17 protein-coding genes are annotated in these 20,705 nt (G+C 53.1%); 4 read left to right on the forward strand and 13 right to left on the reverse strand.

Annotation, left to right across the window (positions count from 1 at the left end; genetic code table 11):
• Positions 1-186: 186 nt before the first annotated feature.
• The 10 genes from KQI79_RS09435 to KQI79_RS09480 all read right to left on the reverse strand — a co-directional run bounded on the left by KQI79_RS09435 (position 187) and on the right by KQI79_RS09480 (position 13,811).
• Complete coding sequence (locus tag KQI79_RS09435; protein ID WP_216537985.1) at positions 187-2,091, reverse strand: stalk domain-containing protein; 1,905 nt, start codon at positions 2,089-2,091, stop codon at positions 187-189.
• 21 nt (positions 2,092-2,112) lie between these two features.
• A complete protein-coding gene (locus KQI79_RS09440; protein ID WP_216537986.1) occupies positions 2,113-3,258 on the reverse strand; it encodes a S1C family serine protease in 1,146 nt (381 codons plus the stop codon).
• A gap of 213 nt (positions 3,259-3,471) precedes the next feature.
• The gene (locus KQI79_RS09445; protein ID WP_216537987.1) at positions 3,472-4,350 is read right to left on the reverse strand and encodes a sugar phosphate isomerase/epimerase family protein; all 879 of its coding nucleotides are present in this window, start codon (positions 4,348-4,350) and stop codon (positions 3,472-3,474) included.
• Between the two features lie 1,003 nt (positions 4,351-5,353).
• Positions 5,354-6,229, reverse strand: coding sequence for a carbohydrate ABC transporter permease (locus KQI79_RS09450; protein WP_216538060.1), 876 nt, complete (start codon positions 6,227-6,229; stop codon positions 5,354-5,356).
• A 27-nt stretch (positions 6,230-6,256) separates the two neighbouring features.
• Positions 6,257-7,135 (reverse strand): carbohydrate ABC transporter permease, encoded by an 879-nt coding sequence (locus tag KQI79_RS09455; RefSeq protein ID WP_216537988.1) that lies wholly within the window; start codon positions 7,133-7,135, stop codon positions 6,257-6,259.
• 118 nt (positions 7,136-7,253) lie between these two features.
• On the reverse strand, positions 7,254-8,627 hold the full coding sequence (locus KQI79_RS09460; protein WP_216537989.1) for an extracellular solute-binding protein: 1,374 nt from the start codon (positions 8,625-8,627) through the stop codon (positions 7,254-7,256).
• 94 nt (positions 8,628-8,721) lie between these two features.
• Positions 8,722-10,284, reverse strand: a complete 1,563-nt coding sequence (locus KQI79_RS09465; RefSeq protein ID WP_253298048.1) for a response regulator — start codon at positions 10,282-10,284, stop codon at positions 8,722-8,724.
• A complete protein-coding gene (locus KQI79_RS09470; RefSeq protein ID WP_216537990.1) occupies positions 10,281-12,047 on the reverse strand; it encodes a cache domain-containing sensor histidine kinase in 1,767 nt (588 codons plus the stop codon). The genes KQI79_RS09465 and KQI79_RS09470 overlap by 4 nt, the downstream gene beginning before the upstream one ends.
• 134 nt (positions 12,048-12,181) lie before the next feature.
• Positions 12,182-13,357, reverse strand: coding sequence for an MFS transporter (locus KQI79_RS09475; RefSeq protein WP_216537991.1), 1,176 nt, complete (start codon positions 13,355-13,357; stop codon positions 12,182-12,184).
• A 151-nt stretch (positions 13,358-13,508) separates the two neighbouring features.
• On the reverse strand, positions 13,509-13,811 hold the full coding sequence (locus KQI79_RS09480) for an ArsR/SmtB family transcription factor (RefSeq protein WP_216537992.1): 303 nt from the start codon (positions 13,809-13,811) through the stop codon (positions 13,509-13,511).
• A gap of 261 nt (positions 13,812-14,072) precedes the next feature.
• On the opposite strand from KQI79_RS09480, the gene KQI79_RS09485 reads away from it, so the two are divergent.
• From KQI79_RS09485 to KQI79_RS09500, 4 genes are all read left to right on the forward strand, one after another.
• Complete coding sequence (locus tag KQI79_RS09485; protein WP_216537993.1) at positions 14,073-14,723, forward strand: helix-turn-helix transcriptional regulator; 651 nt, start codon at positions 14,073-14,075, stop codon at positions 14,721-14,723.
• A gap of 138 nt (positions 14,724-14,861) precedes the next feature.
• Positions 14,862-15,998 carry an alanine racemase gene (locus KQI79_RS09490; protein ID WP_216538062.1) on the forward strand — a complete coding sequence of 379 codons (1,137 nt, stop codon included), beginning with the start codon at positions 14,862-14,864 and terminating at the stop codon, positions 15,996-15,998.
• Positions 15,999-16,765: 767 nt separating this feature from the next.
• Positions 16,766-18,379, forward strand: a complete 1,614-nt coding sequence (locus KQI79_RS09495; RefSeq protein WP_216537994.1) for an N-acyl-D-amino-acid deacylase family protein — start codon at positions 16,766-16,768, stop codon at positions 18,377-18,379.
• Positions 18,380-18,429: 50 nt separating this feature from the next.
• Positions 18,430-18,894 carry a RidA family protein gene (locus KQI79_RS09500; RefSeq protein ID WP_216537995.1) on the forward strand — a complete coding sequence of 155 codons (465 nt, stop codon included), beginning with the start codon at positions 18,430-18,432 and terminating at the stop codon, positions 18,892-18,894.
• A gap of 95 nt (positions 18,895-18,989) precedes the next feature.
• On the opposite strand, the gene KQI79_RS09505 is transcribed toward KQI79_RS09500, so the two are convergent.
• The 3 genes from KQI79_RS09505 to KQI79_RS09515 all read right to left on the reverse strand — a co-directional run bounded on the left by KQI79_RS09505 (position 18,990) and on the right by KQI79_RS09515 (position 20,467).
• Positions 18,990-19,565 carry a hypothetical protein gene (locus tag KQI79_RS09505; RefSeq protein ID WP_216537996.1) on the reverse strand — a complete coding sequence of 192 codons (576 nt, stop codon included), beginning with the start codon at positions 19,563-19,565 and terminating at the stop codon, positions 18,990-18,992.
• A 240-nt stretch (positions 19,566-19,805) separates the two neighbouring features.
• Complete coding sequence (locus tag KQI79_RS09510) at positions 19,806-20,117, reverse strand: DUF3889 domain-containing protein (protein ID WP_216537997.1); 312 nt, start codon at positions 20,115-20,117, stop codon at positions 19,806-19,808.
• 140 nt (positions 20,118-20,257) lie between these two features.
• Positions 20,258-20,467 (reverse strand): hypothetical protein, encoded by a 210-nt coding sequence (locus KQI79_RS09515; protein WP_216537998.1) that lies wholly within the window; start codon positions 20,465-20,467, stop codon positions 20,258-20,260.
• Positions 20,468-20,705 lie beyond the last annotated feature (238 nt).

The raw sequence follows: 20,705 nt of genomic DNA on the forward strand, positions 1-20,705 counted from the left end.
GTCCATGTTCATCAAAGAAGATTCGTTTTAGCACGTTCGTCTCCATATCCTAACCTTACCAAAAACAAAAACGAGGCGGAAGCCCTGCCCACCCCAAAATTTTATAAATTCTATAATGTAAAAAAAGACATCCGAACGCCATCGTTCGAATGTCTTTACCGGCCCGCAGCCGGGCGCCGCTTTCCCTTATCCTTTGAACTGGAACGATTTCACGAACCCGCTCCATGCCTTCATATTGCTGTCCGTCCGGTTCGGCTCGTTGATGACGAGGGAAAGGATGTACGTTTTTTTGTTTTTCTCGAACATGACTTGCTCGAGGTAAATGTTGTAGCCTGCGCTCACGCCTTGCATCATAAACGTATGCGCCGGAACGCCGGCGACGGTCGTTTGGCCGAACTCGGCCTTCTTGACGTCGGGATCGTCCTTCAGCTCTTTCTCGTAAAAGTTTTTCAAGGTGGCCATACTGCGGGCGAGCGTTTCTTTCTCGTCGACCTGAATGCGGACTTGGCCCCCGAGGAAGGTGTAATCCACCGTCGGAGACTCGAGGCTGCCCGCTCTGTCGTCGCCGGACCAGTAAGCCGGAACCGCAACCGAATAGTTATACGCTTTAGACGACTTTACGGCTGTTTTGCCGCGGTCGACATATTCGTCGGGATCGGAGATGACGCCGAAGTTGTCGTCGATATAATCGAAGTCGATCGCCACCGTTTTGAGCAGCGTTGCAAACTGGCTCGCTTCCTTGGCGCTCTCGTCTTTGGCGAACGAATATTCCAAATAATATTTGTAATCGCCCTTGACGAGAAATACTTCATGCTCCGTAATCCAGCCGTCGCCCAAATCGTATTCGAACGTTCGCAATACAGCGTCGTTCCCGGCCGCCTTCACCGATCCCGAATCGATGACTTTGCCGTAGTCGGGCGCGAAGGAGTCGCGGAATTCCCGCTCCGTGCGCTGCGCCCATTGCTCCGCCGTCAACCCTTTGTCCGCCGAGGAAACGACGATCCGGAAGCGCGTCAATCCGATGCCGAATTCCATATATTCCGTGTCGATCTGCCACTCCGCCGGTACGCTGAGCTTAATGCCGTAATCCTTGTTCTCCACCGGGCGGAAGCCGTTAAGGACGGTAGATACGTCCTTCATTGATTTATCGGCCGCGTCGAACGACGGTTGGAAGCTGTCGAGCAAATCGTAATGCTTCGCCAATTCCTTATAATTTTTCGCTTTGGCATCGCCGAAATAAACTTCGTAATACGTTCCCTCATGGTAATAAGCGCGCGTGACGCTGAAATGGCCGTCCGGCTCCTTGGCGATAACTTGCGCATACGGATAAGCCGTTTTGTCCGCCTTTCTTTTATCGATCAAAACGCCGTCCTCGTCTGCCAGACGATCCGTCAAATAGCCGAGCAATTCCTCGTTCGTCCATTCTTCATCGTTCGTCACCACAAAAATGTACAACAAGTATTCGCCTTTCGCGTCCGTGAAGGAAATATAATTTTCTTCCGGGGAGTAATAGTCTTGCACCAACCCGGCCGGATACTTCATCGACCAATTGTAGTAACTGTTGCCGATTTTCGTCTTGCCAAGATCGCTGTCGATACTCGGAGGCGCTCCGGCTTCCTCCGTTCCTGTACGCGGAGCGGACGCCTTGACCGCGATCCCTCCGTCATCGGTTGGCGCGAGCGTGGCGCCGAATGCGTCCACGACGGTGCGCAGCGGCACCATCAAGACGTCGGACTTCCATTTCGGCGCGGCGGCTAACGCGACCTGCTTGCCGTCCACAACCGCCGCCTTCTCCCCGATCGTAAACACGATCTTATGATTTCCGTATGTAAGATGAATCAATTTATTTTTCTCAAGGGTGAATTTGGCGCCGAACGCTTTCGTAATGACGCTGAGCGGCACCATCGCTGTCCCGTTGTCCGCGTAAGGCTTGGCGATGTCCACCGCCTGACCGTTAATCGACGCCGCGGAGCTGCCGACTTTGACGCGGAACTCGATCGAACCGCCTTCTTCTTCCGCCGCGAACGCAGTTGGCACGCAAAGTCCGAACGCGAATAGCATGACCGCAAACCATAATCCTGTTTTTTTCATGAAATAAACTCCTTTGTCTCTTTACTCGCCTTCCGAAAGCGTAACTCTGCGTGTAACCAAATCGCCGTCCGATTGCATCATGAGCTTTACTTGCTGACCCGGCAAGTACGATTTCAACAGCTCGTTCAAGTCTATGATCGTCGTCACGATGCGGTCGTCCACCGAATACAGCACATCCCCCGCCCGGATACCGGCCTTGGACGCTTCCGCGGACTCCGCTTTGCGCACGGTTAGCGGATCGTCCGTCGGCAACCCGACGATTGCCGCCCAGCTTTCTTCGAGATCGATGCCGAGCGATGCGCGCCGCACTTTGCCGTATCGATCGAAATGGTCCAGTACGTACTTCACCGTGCTTGCCGGTATGGAGAAGCCCATGTTCTCCACCCCGATCGCCGCGAATTTCAGCGAGTTGATGCCGATTACTTCGCCTTTCATATTAACGAGCGGGCCTCCGCTGTTGCCGGGATTGATCGCCGCATCGGTCTGAATGAGTTTGTAGAACGAATCAATGCCGCGGTCGAGTCCGCTGACAATGCCTGCGGTCGCCGAATTGCGCAGCGAGAACGAAACCGGCGTCCCAAGCGCGACAACCGGCTCGCCGGCTTCCAATTCCTCATCCTCCGCGAAAACGGCGGGCTGCAAGTCTGCGGCGTTGATACGAATCAGCGCGAGATCGCTGAGCTCATCGGTAAAGGTTTGGACGATATCGTAAGATTTGCCGTCTAAGGTGACGACGACCGCGTTGTTCAGTTTGTCGACGACATGCGCGTTCGTTACGATCCACCCGTCCTTCTTCACGATGACGCCCGTCCCGTGAGCCAGATTGTAACGATTGGCGGATACCCATTCTTGATCGGACTCGGGCTTGCCGATAATCGCGACGACGGAAGGTGATACTTTGCGAACGACCTCAGGCACCGAATAGGCCGGCGTATAGCGGTACGTTTGCGTTTTTGCGTCATATGTCCCCGACCCGCCAAGCTGTGCCGGCACGGCGGCGGCCTTGACATAAACTTCGCCGTTTACGAGCTTCGCTTCCAGCGGTACCGTCCCGCTCTGCGGATTCGCAGCGGCCGCTTGCGCCGGGCTGCCGGTTGCGGCTATTCCTCCCCAGAGGACGATTCCTCCCAATATTGCTGTCCAACAGCGTCCAAACCTCTTATTCATCTTCCGGTTTCGTTCCTCTCTCTATTAGTCTTTCCTCTATCATCTATAAGTCTCTCTTCTTTGTACCACACTCTACCAGGCAATACAAATCTATGAGCCTCTTGATCGCAAAAGAAAATGGAAGCTCCGTATATCGGGGCCCATCTCTCCCTCCGAATCCGGACTTCCATTATAAGTACGCTATAGCCGGGTCAAATATGCCCGTCTACCTCATTAAGCTTTATACCGCCGGATAAATTCCACCGCTTTGCGGATATCGATCTCCGGCTGATCGCCGACCTCGCGTTCGATCGTCAAATAGCCCGCGTATCCGATGTCCTGCAATGCGGCAAAATAACGGTCAAAATCGACCTTGCCTTCGCCGAGCGGCACTTCCGCGAACATTTCGCCAGACGATACCATTTGCGAGATTTTGCCGTGATCCATCGGTTCGAAGCCGAGCGCCCCGTATACTTCGCGCGGATCGACCTCCCTATAGCGGATGCCGTCCTTCACATGCGTATGCACGATATAGTCTTTCAAGGCATACACGCCCGCGACCGGATCGTCGCCGGTTACCATCACCATATTGGCAGGGTCGAAGTTGACGGAAACGCCGTTCGTGCTGAGCGAGTCGAGGAAGCGTTTCAGATGAAGCGCCCGCTCCGGCCCGGTTTCGATCGCGAAATACGCGCCCGCATTATGCGCATATTGGCTCAGTTCCTCGCATGCCGTCTGCATGCTGTGATAGATTTCGCCGTTCTCGTCTTCCGGCACGATGCCGATATGCGTCGTAACGATATTCGTGCCCAGGTCGAGCGCCAAATCGAGAATTCGTTTCGACTTTTCCACCTTGTCGGGGTTGGCGGTCTTGTCTTGAAAGCCATGCCCGCCCAAGTCGCCGCATAGCGCTGAAATTTCCAGTCCATGCGAAGCGATCAAATCTTTCAGTTCGCGCCGCCCCGCGGCCGTTAAATTGGCCGGGTCCATCTCGCCCTTCACCGCATAGATTTGCACCCCGTCCGCTCCGACTTCCTTCGCCTTTTTCAATCCTTCGCGCACGCCGACGCCGAAGCTGTCTACGATCACGCCGATTTTATTCGTCAACTTCATCCAATTGTCCCTCCCCTATTCATTTGTATATAACATTCCACTTTCCACTCCGAAATCCTCTTCCTCATCGCTTCGTTGGAAATAAAGACTATCGGCGAGGTTCAAAATTTATAACGGTTATGAAAAACCTTTAATAGAAACAAGCCTGACTTTCCGGTTCTAACGAACTTCAGCGTCCTTTCGCTTCGAATCCCACGATTTTATCACGAGCGTTGCATCGAGAAATTGCTATCCGGACCGTACGGCCGTTATTTTGCGTCAAAACCGTTTATTCACGGTTTAGGCGGACATTGGTTCCGTTATCCGTTCATCGCAGGGCTTATTTTTACGCTCTTGCCGCGAATAGAGGATCGTATGTCCGCGAACTGTCCGAAATTGGGCGTTTTGTAACAATCAGCTTCTTCGGTGTCCGCGAACTTGGGAGCGAGGCGGTAGAACCAATGTGAAGGTTTAGTACGGTAATCCGCACAACTGTTTCAATATTGCTGAAAAAAGTTAATGCAACGCCAGTGATAATCCTGCTCAGGTATGCGAACAATCGTACAAAACAAGCGGCTCACACTTCCAATCCATCGACTTAGTTCGAAATTTCGTACATAATGAGCAATTCCGGACCTATTCCCACAAAGGTGTACGAAAAATCGTACGAAACGAGTGCCGCACGCTTCAAATCCATCGACTTAGTTCGAAATTTCATACACAATGAGCGATTTCGCCCTTATTCCCGCAAAGGTGTACGAATAATCGTACAAACTAGCGGCACACACTTCCAGTCCATCGACTTAGTTCGAAATTTCGTACATACTCGCCGATTTGAGCCCTATTCCCGCAAAGGTGTACGAAAAATCGTACGAAACAAGTGCCGCACACTTCCAATCCATCGACTTAGTTCGAAATTTCGTACATAATGAGCAATTCCGCCCCTATTCCCGCAATGGTATGCGAAAAATCGTACGAAACAAGTGCCGCTCGAACCGCCAAATCGCCCCCTATCCTTCCACCGTTACCCCTTCACCGAGCCGGCGACCATCCCTTTCATCACCTGCTCCTGAAAGATCAAATAAACGGCAATCGTCGGAATGACGGCCAAGGACAGCGCCGCGAACGTCAACCGATAATCCGTCATATAGCCGGTGGCGAACATGGACAAGCTAAGCGGCAGCGTCTGCAGCGCCGGCTTGCTGATGAACACGAGCGCGAACGCGAAATCGTTCCAGAAGCGCAGAAACGCAAGAATGCCTACCGTCGCCAGCGCCGGGAGGGACAAGGGCAGCATCATGCGCATGAAGAAGCCCCAATAGCCCGTGCCGTCGATCAGGGACGCCTCCTCGATCTCTTTCGGGATGGACGTCATGTAAGCCATCGTGACGAAGATGGCGAGCGACAATTCGAATGCGGTGTACGGCATAATAAGCGCCCAATACGTGTCGAGCATGCCGATCTTTTTCATTAATATAAATAACGGAACAAGCGTGCTATGGATCGGGATCAGCATCCCGAGCAAGAAGATGCCCATAACCGCCGCCCGCAGTCTAAACTTGAACCGCGACAGCACGAAGGCGGCCATCGCGCCGATGACTAACGTAAGAATGAGCGCCGCAAAGGTGACGATGAGCGAGTTGGTGAAGGAAACGCCCATTTTGGCAACCGTCCAGGCGTCCGTAAAATTGTTCCAATGCCACTCGCGCGGCACGCCGAACGGACGCTCGTAAAATTCGGGATTCGATTTGAACGCGCTGATAAACAGCCAGAACAGCGGATACAGCGTCACAAAGGCGTATAACGTCAGGACAATATTCAACGCTCCGCGCCGCGCCTGCTTCCACCGGAACGCCGCACCCGGCGGCGAAGGCTTATGAAGTTCGGCCGCATTTTGCATCTTCGTATTCATTCGTATTCAGGCCCCCTATCGCGTATTCCGCTGCTTCATGATGAATTGGCTGCCCGCCACCATAATCAGGCTAATGACGACGATCGCGGTCGAGACGGCGCTGCCGTAGCCGAAACGGTAGATGCTGAACGTATTGTTGTACATATAGGATGCGAGCAGCTCCGTCGAATGCGCCGGCCCTCCGCCGGTCATGACGTAGATCAGATCGAACGTCTTCAAACTGCCGGAAATGCACAGTACAACCGTCACCTTGATCGTATCCCAAATCATCGGCAGCTTGATCGAGAACAGCTTGCGCCAAGGGTTCGCCCCGTCGATGGCGGCCGCGTCCTCGATTTCAGCCGGAATGTTCTGCAAGGCGGCGATATACATAATCATATAGGGGCCGATAAAATTCCAGATAATCGGAACGGCCAGCATGTACATCGATATTTTCGGATTGGACAGCCACGCCTGCTTCCAGGAACCCAGCCCGACCGTATCGAGAACAAAATTTAAAATCCCGATTTGCGGATGATAAATATAACCCCAAATGATCCCAATCACGACGGAAGAGAGGACCATCGGCAAAAAGACGGCGGAACGGATCGCCCGCTGAAACAGCGTACTTTGGCGCAATACGAGCGCCAGCGCCAGCGCGATCGGCACTTGACCGAAAACGGAAGCGGCGACAACGATCAAATTGTTGCGGAACGATTGCCAAAAAATCGGATCTTGCACAATTTCCGCATAATTGCCGAAGCCGATAAACTTCATCGCTCCGATCCCTTTCCAATCGAAAAAACCGTAGTAGGCCGACCAGACGATCGGCACGATGACGAAAAACGAGAAAATGAGCAGCGCCGGCAAAAGACCTGCCGCGATAACCCCCCGGATGCGGGCTTTGGATGTCATGACTTCCCTCCTGTAAAGAAAAGGTGATGCTGTCGAAACAGTAAACGAGCAAATGACCGCGTATGCGATCCCTTCCAATATGCCAAGGAAGCGCCGGATTGCGGCGCTTCCCTTAAGACTAATTTTCCAACGATTTCGCTTGCGCGTCTTGAATTTTCTGCGCGATGCTTTGCGGATCCCCGCCCATCAACAGTTCTTGCAAGCCGTTGTTGACGGCGTCCGAGCCCGCCGAAGTCATGACGTTGTCGTAGACCGGCGTCCGCTCCACGCTGTTGACAAGCTTATACACCTCGCTGAAAATCGGCGATACTTTGCTCTCGTCCAGCTCCGCCTTATAGCTGACCAGGTTGCTGCTGTCGAGCGTCTTCTTCTGCACGTCCGGACCGGACAGCGCATAGATCAAGTCATAGGCCGCCTGCAGACGATCGCCTTCCACTTTGCTGCTCAAACCGAGGGCCGAGCCGAGCGCGCCGGATACCGAATTCGGATTCCCTTTGCCGCCGGGCACGGACGGCAGCACCGTCGCCCCCATATCCTTCATTTGCTCCGGCGTCGCATTCGCCGCCAAGTTCGAGAGCGCCCAACCGCCGTCGATCATCATCGCCGCTTGCCCTTGGGCGAACATCACTTCCATTTGCGTATTGTCGATGCTGTTGAAGCCTTCCTGGAACGCTCCCGCTTTCCACAGATCCTGTAGAAGCGTCAGCGCTTGTACGAACTCCGGATCGGTAAACTTCGCGCCGTCCTGCGCCGACGCCTTCAGAAACCATTCCGTTCCGGTGACGCGATCGGCCAAGGAGCTGATAATGCTCGATTGCGCCAGCCAAGCCGCTTTGTTCCCGAGCGCGATCGGCGTAATGCCGTTCTCCTTCACCACTTTGACCGCATTCATCAGTTCGTCCCACGTCTTCGGCACTTCCAAATTATATTTTTCAAGAATCGCTTTGTTGTAAAACAGAATCGATGTCGGCGTCAAACCGAGCGTAGCGCTATATATGTTCCCGTCGATCGTAAAATCGTCGAACGATCCGGGCAAATACCCGTCTCTCCACTCCGGCTTGCTGTCAAGCAACGCGTTGATCGGTTGAATAAGACCGCCGGCATGGAATTCCTTCGTCATCGCCCCGGGCCACATCATGAAGACATCCGGCATTTCGTTGGCCGCCGCTACCGTTTTCAGGCGCGTCTTGTATCCGTCCGGCGGAATCGCCTGAATTTCCAGCTCGATGTCGGGACGTTCCTTTTGGAATTGCTCGATTTGCTCCCGCATCATCGTCGCGCGCAAATCGTTGCCCGTAAAGTTATGCCAGAGCGACAGCTTTACTTTTTCCTTTTTGGCTTCGCCGCCGTCCCCGGACGTTTGCCCCGACGATCCCGATCCCGATCCGGACTGCTCGGATTGCGTTCCTTCCGAACCGCTCTTGCCCCCGCCGCAAGCGGCCAATGAAACGGTCAGTACGACCATGAGCAAAAATATAAGCGCTTTCTTCATTGTTTTACCCCCTCCATCATGTTTACAGGTTCAGTATAAAAGCGCCGTCCTGTTGCCAAAAGGGGATATCCTTCAGCATCTGGGTAGATAAAATTCAGTTTTTGCCGCGGAATTCGGAAGGCGTTTTGCCCGTATATTTTTTGAACAACTGACCGAAATATTTAATATCTTCGTAGCCGACCCTTTTCGCGATCTCGCTTATTTTGGCCGGGGATGAAACGAGCAGTTCTTCCGCCAGGCGCATTCGTTCGCGCGTGACAAACTCGAGATAGTTCATGCCCGTCTCCCGCTTGAACACTTCGCTGAAATGGTTGGGATGCAGATGCACCGCCGCCGCCACTTGCTGCAGCGTAATATGTTTGTCCAAATGCTCCTGAATGTACGCGATCGACCTCCCAATATAGGATGTACGTCCTTCCGCCACCGTTTTATGATAGGCGTCCATAATCGTCAGCAAATGCTGGAATAACGCTTCCTCCGGATCGATGAACCGCTCCGGCGCCGCCTGCAATTCGTCGATCGACGGATGCGGCGCAGGATTGGATTTGCCCATTGCTTGCACGACCCGCTCCAGCCAGCGGTGCCCCGCCACCGCTGCCGAGACGAGGAACGCGCGCAGCGCCGGGGGCGTCAAGTCCGGGTCTTGCAGTTGTTTGCGCACCGTACGGCTTACCCAATGTTTCAACTCGATCGAATTGCCTCCATGCAGAATGCTCGCCAGTTCCGCTTCTTCCTCCAGCGAGCATACTTTGCGGCCGCCTTTGCGATCCTTCACCTGTTCGTAAGCGGCGATTTCTTCGAATCCGCTTAAGCCTTGATAGGCGGAAGCGTGCAGCGCCTCCGCATAAGAAACCCGCAACTCCGCCGCATCCCGAACCGCCGTGCCTAGGGCCGCGAACAGGTCGCATTTCAACATTATGCGGATATGAGACATGGCCCGCTGCAAATCGTTACGATCGCTACTTGACCGATACCCCCGCAGCACGACGGCGATATCGTCCGCGCGCAACAGCGTCTCGCAATCGAGCAATTCCTTGAGGCTGTTGTCCACGGCGAATAGGAGCAGGCTGCGGACATGCGGCTGCGTTCCCCAGCCGGATGCGGTTACGATCGCCGCCTGCAGCGACCTGCCTTGGACGGCGTCGGTCCGCAAGCGCGGCAAATGCGTCCCGGCTTCGGCTAACAACTCCTCGTCCGGCATCTCTTCCGTCAACAACCGCTCCAGTATGCGGTTGCGGTAGGCGAACCGCCTGTTCTGATCCTGAACGGCTTCTTCCCGCCGCTGCATAATGTGATGTTTCGCCTTCATGACCGCTTTAATGATCTCTTCGGGCCGGCTCGTCTTAAGCAAATAGTCGCTGACGCCTTCACGAATCGCCTGCTGCGCGTAAGCGAAATCGTCGAAGCCGGTTAAAATGATCGTCTCTACCTCCGGATTGAGTTTACGCGCTTCGTGGATCAGTTCGAGCCCGGTTTTGCCCGCCATTTTAATATCCGTCAAAATGACATGCGGCGCTTCGGCGGCGATCCGCGCCAGCGCCTCTTCGGCCGAATCGGCCGGCTCAAGCAGGCGGAAGCCGAGACCGGGCCAATCGATGACCGTGCTCAGCCCTCTGCGTATGATCACTTCGTCGTCGACGATTAACAATCGAATCATGATGCTCCCTCCCTGATCGGTATCGTAAATGACGCTTTCGTCCCTTTGCCGGGCGCGCTCTCGATCGACAGCCGCGAGTCCAAGCCGTAATGAAGCACGAGTCTTCGTTGGACGTTGCGCAATCCGTAGCTTCCGGAGCCGTCGTCGCGGTACAATGCCGTTTCGAGTTGGTCCTGCAAGCTGCGCAGCGTCGTTTCGTCCATGCCCACGCCCGTATCCTCGACCGTAAACGTCATGCTGCCGTTCGTTTGATCCGCCACCACATGAATCGTGCCCGGCTCGCGTTTTTTCTGAATGCCGTGGATGAGCGCATTCTCGATCAACGGCTGCAGCACTAGCTTCAACATCGATTGCTTGCCGAGTTCCGGATGGATAATGAACCGGATTTCGAACTGGTCCGGGAAGCGGATCGATTGAATATTCGCATAATTTTGCGCATGGGCGATTTCCTGCGAAACAGGGCAGAATTCCTCCCCTTTATTCAGGCTGAACCGCAAAAAGTCGCTCAGCGCCCCGACCATTTCCGCAATCTGCATATCTTTGCTCATCAGCGCCATCCAATGGACGGACGATAACGTGTTATAGAGAAAATGCGGATTGATTTGCGCTTGCAGTGCCTGCATATCCGCTTCCTTCTTGCGCGCTTCGTTCGTTTTAACCTGCTCGGTCAAATGCTGGATGCGGTTGCTGAACTTGTTGTACGTATGCATTAGCTGACCGACTTCGTCGACCGTCGTCACTGGAAACGTTTGCATTTTACCGTCCGGATTGGCGTTTTTCAAGATGCGGGTCAGTTGTTCCAGCGGGCGCGTTACGCGATGAACGAGATAGAGCACCAAACCGACGAGCAGGACGATGGCAACGGCGACGGCGACAGCCGTCAGCGTGATGACGTATCGGTTCTGCGCCTTGTATTCGTTGTAAGGAATGACCCCCATCAACGTCCAGCCTACATTCGGCACTTGATCGAATAGAATCGTCTTTTTCTCCTCGCCTTCGCCGTAATCCTTCACGCTGGCCCCCTCCCTTGCGAGGGCGATTCCCGGAAACAGCTCGTCCGCCTTCCGGTTCAGCCACGGCGACGGCCCGCCGGAAATAATGCGCCCTTCGCTGTCGAGCAGCAGCACGTATCCGTTGCTCTCCAGGCCCGACGTTTTCAAGTAGGTCGATATCACCTCCTCGTTCAAGCTGATCGTCAGCATGCCGAGCGTTTTGAAATTGTTAATGTCCCGAATCGGCCGGATCAGGGAAATGACCCGCTTTACTCCGGTAAACGTCTCGTTTTCATATAGCGATGTCCAATACTTGGGATGCTTTGCGAAATAATCCGGCTGCTCGGCCAGCGGATCGGGCGCGCCCGATTGCGTGACCGTATCGTTGAAAAAAGTGGATAACGTCGCGCGGTCGCCGCGGGGTTGGATCGTAATATCGGATATGTATTTTTTGGAGAAAGCCAGATTGGTCAAAAAACCGATCATTTTCAAATATTCCGTCGCATCGGTCTGTTTATGGTTCAAATATTTTTGCGTATCCCCGTGTCCGATCAGAAAGACCGACATGTTCTCGACGTCCTGCACGATAAATTCCAGGTTCGTCCGAATTTGGCGCAGCGTATTCATCCCGGATTGCTTCGCTTTTTCCTCTGTGACCGAAGAAGAGAGCTGATACGAAACGACGCCGAGCAGCAGTACCGGAACGAGCAGCGAACCGACCAGCATAAACGACAGTTTATGTTTTAACGAGCCCGCCAGCCAGCGTTTCAACGGAAGCCCCCCTTTGCGAGCCTATAGATTCTTATCATCACTATACAAAATATAATATTTGAAATCTATACCAAAAGAGAGAGCGGCCTCGCGTCTCCCGCGGCCACTCTCTCCTATAATTGTCAAGAGCCGGTTTATGTTTGTACGGACTCCGTTTCGCGCTTGACCGGGCTTGAACGGAACAGCGCCCAGGCGGCCGCGATCGCAACGGCGACGCCCAACGCGCCGAACCAAGCGACCGATGCGAGCGATACCTGATTAACGGCGATGCCCCCGATTCCGGCGCCGGCTGCCATGGCCAACTGCATCATAGATTGGTTCAAACCAAGCATCACGCCGGACGCCCCGGGCTCAATCGTTGCCAAATTATATTGCTGCGTCGGTCCGGTCGACCAGGCCGCGAATGACCATAATATCAGAACGGCAAGCACGCCGGCAAATGCGTTCGCGACCAGCGACAGCAGAACGAGCATTATAATATGCAGCGTCATCCCGCCAATCAGCGTCACGCGCACGCCCCATCGGTCCGTACTGAAACCGCCGAACTTCGATCCGATCAGACTGGCGATGCCGAAGATCAGAAGAACCGTGCTGAGCAGCTTGTCGCTGATCCCCGATACCGTCAGCAGATAAGGAGAAAGATAGGTATACGCGACCGAGTAACCGCCAAGCCAGAAAAACGTAATGAGTAATCCGAGCGCCACCTTCCGCTTTTTCAAAAGGGCGAGCTGCTGCGGCAAAGGGATCGGCTCATCGCCTTTCGTACGGGGAATGGCGAAGAACAGCACGACCATTGCGATTATGGCGAATAACGCGATCCAGCCAAATACGGCTTTCCACCCGAAGGCGTCGGCGACCGTTCTCCCGAGAGGAACGCCGATAATTAAAGAAGCGGTAAATCCCATGACGACCGTCGCGATCGCGCTCGCTTGCTTGCCCGGGGGAGCGATCTTGGCCGCAATATTGAGCGCGGTAACGACAACCATTCCCGCCCCGAGCGCCATAATGACGCGTGCGGCAACGAACAGTCCATAGCCGGGCAGAACAAACGATAGGATATTACCCGTTGCGAAAATGCCTAGCGAGTATAAAATCAAATTGCGTCGATCCACTCTCGCCGTCCATGCCATCAAAATCGGCGTGCCGATCGCATAGACGAACGAGAAAATCGTAATCAACTGGCCCGCGGCCGCCAGCGTAATGCCAAGCGACTCCGCGATTCGGTCCAAAATGCCGGATACGATGTATTCGGACGTTCCCACCAAAAAACTGATCATAGCCAGCATGTATATTCTCCATGTGTTTCTCATTCTCTCACTCCTGTTTCCTTAGTTTATATTAAGACATATCGTGAAATGTTAATATGATAGGGTTAAAAAAATAGATACATATCGCGATATGTCGAATTGTTTGGCGCAAAATGAAGCCGAACGCTCCGGCCGAGAATTCAGTTCATTTTGTTTACAGCTCTTCCTTCAACAAATCGGCGATGCTGCGGATCGCTTCTTCATCCCTCTGGTAATACGTAAACTTGCCGATACGCTTCGTCTTGATCAGCCCGGCCCGCTGCAGCATCGTAAGATATTGGGAAGCCGTCGATTGCGTCATGTTCAATCTGTCTGTAATTTGACTTACACATACCCCGATTTCGTTCATATCAATCCCTTCATGGGGCGTAAAATGGAGATACGGCTCCTTCAGCCAGTGCAAAATTTGCAGTCTCGATTCATTGGACAGGGCTTTAAATACTTCAATTGGTTTCATACATATCATTATATCGAGAATTATCTATTTGTCAAATCATTCGTCTTGACCGCCTTATGGCTATGTCTGCCAAATCCGAAATTCGCTAGAGCTATGCGGGGTCCACTAAGGCGAGTCCGATGAATTCGCCCTGATCGCGACGAACGTCCAACATGCTGCCTAATGTTCTCCTTACTTATTTTTAGTCTGTCAAACTTTTTGTTTGTTTTTCCGATTCGATATGATAATATTTGAGGCAAAGGCAAGAAGGAAGGTGACAGCTTGGAGCATGTTCAGCATGAAATGGAGTTTCTTTCTGCGCTGGTGAAAGGCATCGCCGCTCAATTCGGCGAAAACTGCGAGGTCGTGCTGCATGACTTGACCCGCCCGTACGAGAGCACCATCGTCGCCATTGAGAACGGCCATATCACCGGCAGAAAAGTCGGCGATCCCGGCACGAATCTAGGGCTGGAGCTGCTGCGCGGCAATACGGAAAACGGCAATAAATTCAACTACGTGACACAAACCAAGGACGGGCGGATATTGCGCTCTACTTCGCTGTATATGCGGAATCACGCCGGCGAAGTGATCGGATCGCTATGCATGAACTTTGATATTACCGATTTGACCATGGCGGAGAAAACGCTGCAATCTCTAACCTACAGCGGTTTGCAGCCCGAAGTGCGCGAATCGTTCGTCAGCAGCGTAGGCGATTTGCTCGACATGCTGATTCAGGAAGCGCAGGAGCAGGTCGGCAAGCCGGTCGCCTTAATGGGCAAAGAAGACAAGATGAAGCTGATCCAGTTGCTCGATCAGAAAGGGGCCTTCCTGATTAAAAAAGCGGGCGAAAAAGTATGCGGCTACTTGAATATCTCGAAATATACGCTATACAGCTATATGGAGGAGGCGAAAAACGCCGAACCGAATGAGTAGCAACCTTGGATAGATGGGAAAGGAGCGACTAGCATGGCTCACTATGGGAATGGATTTCACGAGAAGCTGCCGCAAACGTCAGGCATTCTGGAACAATTGAAAACGGCCGCGCTGCCGGAAAACTCGAACGCGACGCCGATGCCGGACACGCCTTGCGTCGTCATCGACGTCTCCAAGATGGAGCGGAATATCGAGTCGATGGCGAATATCGCGAAGGAACATCGCGTGAAATTAAGGCCGCATGCCAAAACGCATAAAATGCCCTGGATCGCCAAGAGACAGTTGGAGCATGGCGCAGCGGGCATTACCGTGGCCAAAGTATCCGAGGCGGAAGTGATGGCGGCGCACGGAGTGGACGATATTTTCATCGCTTATCCGCTCGTCGTCGACTCGAAGATCGAACGGGCGCTGCGTCTCGGCGAATATATTCGTCTCATCGTTGGCGTCGACAGCCTGGAAGGCGCCCGGCTCCTGGCAGAAACGGCTGCGGCAAGAGGCCGGCATCTTGAGGTCCGACTCGAGGTCGATACCGGCCTAAGACGCACCGGCGTCGCTTATGACGAGGCGCTCGCGCTCGCCCGCGACATAGCAAGCTTGGACGCGCTCCGTCTCACCGGCATCTATACGTTCCGCGGCGCCCTGATGAACGGGAAGGCGACGCTGGACCTGCGCAGCGCCGGCATCGAGGAAGGCCGCATGATGGCCGATCTCGCCGAGCGAATGCGCGCCGCGGGCATCCCGATTGAGGATGTGAGCGTCGGCTCGACGCCCACCGCCGCGTTTGCGGCCATGGCGGAAGGCGTCACGGAAATCCGTCCCGGCACCTACGTCTTCGAAGACCGCATGCAAGCGAAGTTCGGCGTCTGTTCGCTCGAGGATTGCGCCGCCGTCGTCATGGCGACCGTCGTCAGCCGGCCGACCGACGATCTCGTCGTCATTGACGGCGGGAGCAAAACGTTCGCCACCGACGTGCAGCCGAATGTCGACCCGCTCCGGCTGCAAGGGTTCGGCCATATCCTCGAAGCGCCTGACGCGGTGCTCGAACGACTGTCGGAGGAGCACGGCATGATCCGGGTGGCGCCGGAATGTTCGTTGAAAGTCGGCGACCGGATTCATATTATTCCGAATCATATATGCAGCACGATCAATCTGCACAATAAGGTCTACTACGTGAACGACGGCAGTGCCGGCGAGGAATCGAGGCCGGCGGGGAGAAAAAACGCGCACAATACGTACTACAAAATGAAAGTTTGGGGCCGCGGCATGTTGGAATAACGAACGTCGATATGAACTTATCGCTCGTATCGATAGACTTGCCGACAGTACGGCGGCCGGCGTTGCATCAATTTTAAACGGGGCTGGGATGGGCCTTATTCGAAAACCTGCAACGGGAGTCAATTCCATAATTCGCCACCTATGGTGTTACTGACTTGATTGCGCATATTGAAGGGCATACCTCCTATATTTCGAAGGTGATCCGTGCGGACCTCCGCTCCTTATTGACGCTAACGAAACTGGCAATCCTTATTGGGCTCAAAATGAGGGCGTTCCCAATTTAACGAAAGTACGCATCGTTATTCATTGGAAATCGGCCGTTTTATCGCATTTTTCCCTCATTAGCGTGTATACGTTTCGTTAGCGCTACGATGGGTCGTCGCTCTAAAGCGGTATTTTGAATTTGACTCTAATCGCAGGCTTTTCCCTCATTTCCTGTTTCGAAGGGTAAATACCTGCATTTTTGCAGGAACTGGTATAAGCCACGGTCAGTTGCCGTTCAACGGCGATAAAGCATTGGAAAATGTACAGCGGAATGAGCCAATTTCGACAGCAATTGGATGTTTTATTGGAAATCATCCAATGGAATATCGTCTCGAACCGATCCTGCAACCTATTTGCCGCAATTCTGCTGCATCATTTCCAATGAAGCGGCCCATCGCCAAACTGAGAGCGCTATAACATTGGATATTTTCCAATGAGCGAAACTTAAAACATGCATCACATAGATCAAACGCCGTTGCAATCGCAAGGGGAGGAATATCATCGTGCTGGATATCATTTTGAAAAACGGAAAAATTGTGGACGGAACAGGAAATCCATGGTTCGCCGGCAATGTCGGCATTAAAGACGGACGCATCGTCGCGGTCGGACGGGTCGATCAGGAGGCCGGGCAAATCGTCGATGTACGCGGTCAGGTGATTGCGCCCGGTTTTATCGACGGCCATTGCCATTCCGATTTGATGATCATTGACCATCCGTTAAGCGAGATCAAGCTGCAGCAAGGCGTGACGACCGAAGTGGTCGGCAACTGCGGCCTCGCGCCGGCGCCTTTCTTGAAAGAAAAAGCCGGGCTGCTCCAAAGCTACGTCGAGCCGGTGCTGGGCAGCACGACATGGGAGTGGCCGTGGGAAACGGTCGAGCAGTATATGGCCTATGTCGGCAAGTCCAATCCGGCGGAGAACGTGGCCACGTACGTTGCGCACGGCGCGCTGCGCATTGCCGTGATGGGCTTCGACAACCGCCCGGCGACGAGCGAGGAATTGAACCGCATGAAGTCGATGCTTGAAGAAGGCTTGAAAGCGGGAGCGATCGGGCTCTCGATCGGCCTGCTGTACGCGCCGGGCAGCTACACATCCCGCGAAGAGCTCGCGGAGCTGTGCACCGTTCTGTCCAAATACGACGGATTGCTGTCGACGCATATACGCGGCGAGGGCAATAATCTGCTTCCGTCGATCAAGGAAGTGATCTGGATCGCGGAGAAAGCCGGCATTTCGCTGCATGTCAGCCATCTGAAGGCGGCTGGCCGGCGCAATTGGGGCAAGGCGCTGGAAGCGTTGGAGCTCATCGAAGAAGCGCGGGCGCGCGGCATGGATGTCACCTGCGACGTCTATCCTTATTCCGCCGGCTCGACCTCGCTCACGACCGTATTGCCTCCTTGGACGCTGGAAGGCGGCATCGACGCGACATTGACCCGGTTTCGCGATCCGCGGCTGCGCGACAGGATCCGGGAAGAACTCGGACGGGAACAGGACGATTGGGACAATCTCGTCCACTCCACCGGTTGGAACAGCGTCTATGTATCCTCGCTGCAGACGGACGCCAATCGCCCGCTCGAAGGACGCACGATTGCGGAAATTAGCGAAGCGCGCGGACAACATCCCGTCGATTGCGTCATGGATTTGTTGTTGGAGGAAGACGGCAAAATATCGATCGTCTACTTCCATATGTCCGACGACGATGTGAAGCAAGTGATTGCTTGGGAGAAATCGCTGATCGCCTCCGACAGCCTGCATTGCGAAACGGGCAAGCCCCACCCCCGTCTGTACGGCGCGTTCCCGCGCATCTTCGCCAAATATGTGCGCGAAGATCGCGTCCTTTCGCTGGAACAAGCGGTGCGCAAAATGACGTCGTTTCCGGTGCAGCGCTTCAAGCTGGGCAAACGCGGCTTGCTCGTTCCCGGCTATGCCGCCGATGTCGTCGTGTTCGATCCGGAGACGATAGCCGATCTGGCGACGTATGAAGAGCCGCGCCAATATCCGGTCGGCATCTCGCATGTGATCGTCGGCGGCGCGATGGCGCTCGAACACGGCAACCATACGCAAGCGCGCAACGGCCGCTGGATTTCGGCTTCGCATTGCTTGCACGAGCATCATCAATAAACGAACGATTGCGAAGCACTATACTACAATTTTTAGGAGGAATCATACTTATGTCCAAAATTGAAAAACGACTGGAAGAACTCGGCATCGTTCTGCCTCCGGTGGGCAAGCCCCGCTTCTCTTATATCCCGTGCAATCGCACCGGAAACCTGGTGTACACGTCGGGTCAAGATTGCCGCATTAACGGCGAGCTCATGTTCGAAGGCAAGCTCGGCCGGGAAGTGACGATCGAACAAGGCCAAGCGGCCGCCAGACAGACGATTATCAACTGCTTGGCCGTCATCAAAGCGGAAATCGGCGACCTCGATAAAGTCGTCAAAGTCGTCAAAATGCTCGCATTCGTCAACAGCGCTCCCGGCTTCGCCGATCAGCCTTATGTCATTAACGGCGCATCCGACTTGCTGATCGAAGTGTTCGGCGACAGCGGCAAGCACGCCCGCTCGGCCATCGGCACGAGCGATCTTCCGTTCCATACGCCGGTAGAGATCGAATTGATCGTAGAAGTTCGCGACTAACCCTTCATTCGCGAACATTAAGAAAGGATCGGAGGCTGACCTCCGGCCCTTTTCTTTTATATGTTAATATTTCACATTATTAACATTTCATTCGATTAACTCAAATCCTTTACTTCTTCGACGGATTCATATTCTAAAACGGAGTTCGCGATATCAACCAATACATCTCCTGTCACGATATGGCTCATCCGTCGGTTCATGCTGAGAATATATTGCAGTCCCTTCTTTTCAAAAACCAATATGCGAAAGCTTCCCGTTCCTCCAATACTGCCGTATACGGCTCGACTCCCATCCTTTAAGCGATATTTACGAATCGTACTCTGTCTGCTGGGAATGTTTGTGATCTTATGTTCTAATGGACTGATCCGAATCAAGTAATGACTGCCGCCTTGATGTCGGTTAATATATTCAATTTCCAAATGATCATTATCCCCTTTCCCCCAACTGCATCTTGCGAATTGATGGGTAAACGGCAGAGGCGGAATATTCACTGGCAAATGAATAGTTTTGCGGAACAACTTCTCGCATGTCCTTAACTCCCGATCGATCGACTTATACCCGTATTGATAATACATTGTTTCAAATGGTTCCCCCGTCATCGCCACCTCTCTCCCATCGCTTGCGTTTCCTAATAATAAGGCAAACAACAGCATGAACGATCGCGTCATCATACTACCACCTTCTCCAGATGACAGTAGTATGGCCGGAAAAACCAATGAAATACAATTCGATTCTGAGTCCACGGGATAGCGATCAAGGGGAATTTTTACAGGAGCTATATTCTCCAAGTTACCGTTTCAATGTTCTCATCCTCTCGGGCAGTATTTGTGTTCCATAGCGATTTTGATAATTGCGGTATACTTGTTGATAAATTCTGTTTTCGCCGCCGTATATCCGTCTCTGTCATGTTCTTAGCGATCGGTTTCCGAAAACCGAATCGTTAAAATCGCATTGGATGACGGATCGAATTGGATGGCCACATATACGCCAAATTCCGTCCCATCGCTTTTTCGAAGCCATAGTTTAAACGTCTCTTCCGCTTTCTCCGACGATATATTCTGCCGCCCAACATGTTTATAATCGACGATCTCGGCTTGATAGCGTTTCTGCGTTTCTTCCATGGCAATTTGTCCCCATTTGGCATACTCCGGGGCCATTTCCGCCGACGCCGATACGACAGCGGCAAAAAACAGACTGATCACCGAAAGCAACAGTATTCTCATTCTAACCTAACCACCCTTCGAAAGCGTTCGTTTACGATATATATTGCCCAAACGACAGCCGAAAAACAAAAAAAGACCCTTTGAAAAGCGGCTCAAAGCGTCTTTTGGCGGTGCTGTATTCGATTTCTTCGCATGAACGATTACTTTAACCAGCTTTCCGTGATCATCACATAATCGGCAATCAGGAACACAAGCAAGCTTACCGTTGTAAAACCTAGAGCAAATTTATTTTTGACACGGGCAGATGCCAATCGCAAAAGTCCGATAAAAATGAGAACCGTAAACAAGATCATAACAATATCGAACGGTTCGAATCTTTTAGCCGCCTCAACTGCTTCAGCCAACAACATGATAGGACCTCCCTCTCTGAATTCACGCATACTTACTCTCTATGTTATAATTCTCCAGACTGAGATGCAAGTCAAAATCGAAAACTTTAACAAGATTGTCACGGTTTCTAGCAGGGGATATGGAATTTGTCATCGCAATCGCGCGAACTCGTGAAATAACGAATTTCCTTATTATTTATAATAAAAACTTATAGATCTTTTTCCAATGACTCGTTTACAGGTTCATCGGTATTATGGT

The sequence above is a fragment of the Paenibacillus sp. MSJ-34 genome, from assembly GCF_018918005.1.
In the GTDB taxonomy this organism is placed as follows: Bacteria; Bacillota; Bacilli; order Paenibacillales; family Paenibacillaceae; genus MSJ-34.